General features: G+C 77.6%; 2 protein-coding genes. Both read right to left on the bottom strand.

Annotation, left to right across the window (positions count from 1 at the left end; all coding sequences use genetic code 11):
- On the bottom strand, nucleotides 1-1,836 hold a 1,836-nt coding region (locus IF43_RS0135300; protein ID WP_234332650.1), incomplete at its 3' end, for an ABC transporter ATP-binding protein.
- Nucleotides 1,833-2,951: a hypothetical protein gene (locus tag IF43_RS0135295; protein ID WP_030210972.1), complete on the bottom strand. Its 1,119-nt coding sequence runs from the start codon at nucleotides 2,949-2,951 to the stop codon at nucleotides 1,833-1,835. The genes IF43_RS0135300 and IF43_RS0135295, both read right to left, overlap by 4 nt.
- Nucleotides 2,952-2,976: the final 25 nt, after the last annotated feature.

The raw sequence follows: 2,976 nt of genomic DNA, 5'->3' as shown, positions 1-2,976 counted from the left end.
CGCGGTGGCCGGGGTGGCGGTGGGGGTGGTCGCGGGTGTGGGGGGCCGGTCGGCGGTGGGGCTCACGGGGTGCTCCTGGGGCGGGAGCGGGGTGGTCGCGGGGGCGGGCGGGACGGCGTCGGAGGGGTGCGGGCAGCGGGTGGGCGGGAGCGGGTGGGCCGCCGCCGGGTCCGGTGGTGAGGAGCGGTGTGCCGCGAGGGCCGCCGCGACCTGGCCGACCGTGAGCCACGGGGCGGCCGCCGGGGCGTCCGGGGCGCCGCCGAGGGTGAGGATCTTGGCCACCTGGGGGGCGTACGCGGGCGAGGAGACCACCACCTCGGCCGTCGGGCCGTCCGCGACGACCTCGCCGCCCGCGAGGATCACCACGCGGTGCGCCAGTTCGGCGGCCAGCTCGACGTCGTGCGTGGCGAGCAGGATGGCGTGCCCCCGGTCGGCCAGCTCGCGCAGCACCTCCACCAGGCGGGCCTTGGCCGCGTAGTCGAGTCCGCGGGTCGGCTCGTCGAGCAGCAGCAGCCGGGGGCGGGAGGTCAGGACGATGGCCAGGGCGAGCGCCAGCCGCTGGCCCTCGGACAGGTCGCGGGGGTGGGTGTCGTCGGCGACGCCGGGGAGCAGCCGGGCGACCAGGGCCCGGCAGGTGCCGGGGTCGGCGCCCGCGTCCTGGTCCGCCGCCGTGCACTCGGCGGCGACCGTGTCCGCGTACAGGAGGTCCCGGGGCTCCTGGGGGACGAGGCCGACGTGGCGGAGGAGGGCGGCGGGCTCGGTGCGGTGCGGGGCGTGTCCGGCGACCGTCACCCCGCCGGAGTGGGGGGCGGTCATTCCGACGAGCGTCGAGAGGAGGGTCGACTTGCCGGCGCCGTTGCGGCCCATGAGGGCGGTGACCTCGCCGGCGCGGAGGGTGAGGTCCACGTTCCGCAGCACCTCGGTGCGGGCGCGGCGCACGTGGAGGGACTTCGCCGTGGCGACGGGGGCGCCGGTAGGGGGAGTCGGGGCCGGGGCTCCGGTCGTCGGGGCGGCGGTGGGCGGGGTCAGGAGGGTGCGGAGGGGGAGGGCCGCGCGGCGGGCGTCGCGGACGGACAGGGGGAGGGGGGACCAGCCGGCGAGGCGGCCCAGGGAGACCACCGGCGGGTGGACGGGGGAGACGGCCATGACCTCGGCAGGAGTGCCCAGGCGCGGGGTCCCGCCGGGTCCCGGGACGAGCAGGACCCGGTCGGCGTACTGGACCACGCGCTCCAGGCGGTGCTCGGCCATCAGGACCGTCGTGCCCAGGTCGTGGACCAGGCGCTGCAGTACGGCCAGCACGTCCTCCGCGGCCGCCGGGTCGAGGGCGGAGGTCGGCTCGTCCAGGACCAGGACGGCGGGGTGCGGGGTGAGCACGGAGCCGATCGCGACGCGCTGCTGCTGGCCGCCGGAGAGGGAGGCGATGGGCCGGTCCCGCAGGTCGCCCAGGCCCAGCAGGTCGAGGGTCTCCTCGACCCGGCGGCGCATGACGGCCGGGGCCAGCCCCAGGGACTCCATCCCGTACGCCAGCTCGTCCTCGACCGTGTCGGTGACGAAGTGGGCGAGCGGGTCCTGACCGACGGTGCCGACCACGTCGGCCAGCTCGCGGGGCGGGTGCGTACGGGTGTCACGCCCCGCGACCGTGACCCGGCCGCGCAGCGTGCCCCCGGTGAAGTGCGGGACCAGTCCGGAGACCGTGCCGAGGAGCGTGGACTTCCCGACGCCGGACGGCCCGACGAGCAGCACCAGCTCACCCTCCGGGACGGTCAGGTCCAGGCCCTGGAGGGTGGGGGCGGTCGCCCCGTCGTAGGTGACGGACACCTGCTCGAAGCGGATCACTGCTCTTGCTCCTCGGGAACGGGCGTGACGAAGGCCGGGAGGAGGCCCAGGAGGATCGCCGCGGCCGGCCACAGGGGGAAGGCGGGGACGACGAGGGGGACGACCCCCGGTCGCAGGTCCTCGGGGGCCTGCGCCGAGGCGAGGACGAGGCAGGCCGCGACGGCCGCTCCCGAGCCGGCGACCAGCCAGGCCCGCACCCCCCAGCGGTCGGGCCGGTAGTGGGTACGGACGCTCCGCCGGCCGCCCAGCCACAGCCCCGCGAGGGCGCCCCCGAGGCCGAGGAGGAGGACGGGCAGGCCGTAACCGGCGCCCTCGGCGGACAGCAGCCCGTACGTTCCGGCGCACACGCCGAGCAGGCCGCCGAGGGTGAGGAGGGCGGTGAGGCGGCGTACGGCGACCGGGACCCGGGCCGTGCGGCCGTAACCGCGCGCGTCCATCGACGCGGCGACCGCGACCGAGCGCTCCAGGGCCCCCTCCAGGACGGGCAGCCCGATCTGCAGGACCGCCCTGACGCCGCCCGTGGAACGGCCGCGCAGGCGGCGGGCGGCGCGCAGGCGGGCGACGTCGGAGACGAGGTTCGGCGCGAAGGTCATCGCTACGACCACGGCCACGCCGGCCTCGTAGAGCGCCGCGGGGAGGGACTTCAGGAGGCGGGTGGGGTTGGCGAGGGCGTTCGCGGCGCCCACGCAGACCAGCAGCGTGGCGAGCTTCGCGCCGTCGTAGGCGGCGAACACCAGCTGCTCGGCCGTGACCCGGCCGCCGAGGCGGATGCCCTGGGCCCAGTCGGGGAGGGGGACCTCGGGGAGGGTCAGGAGGGTGTGGGTGCCGGGGATGGGGGAGCCGAGGAGGACGGAGAAGGCGAGGCGGAGGAGGAGGACGGCGAGGCCGAGCTTGAGGAAGGCCCCGTAGGAGCGGGACCAGGGGGCGTCGGTCCGGCGGGCGGCGACGACGTAGCCGGCGGTGGTGAGGACCAGCGCCAGGAGGAGGGGGTTGGTGGTGCGGCTGGCCGCGGCCGCCAGTCCGAGGGCCCAGATCCACCAGGCGAGGGCGGGGATCGCGTTGGCGCGGGTGGCGGTGGGGGCGGTGAGGCGGGTGCGGATGCGGGGGGTGCGGATGCGGGGGGTTGTGGGGGGTGTTCGG

Source organism: Streptomyces sp. NRRL S-87 (assembly GCF_000719335.1).
Lineage (GTDB): Bacteria > Actinomycetota > Actinomycetes > Streptomycetales > Streptomycetaceae > Streptomyces.
Note: the sequence above shows the minus strand (reverse complement) of the source record. Positions and strands in the feature narration are given on the sequence as shown.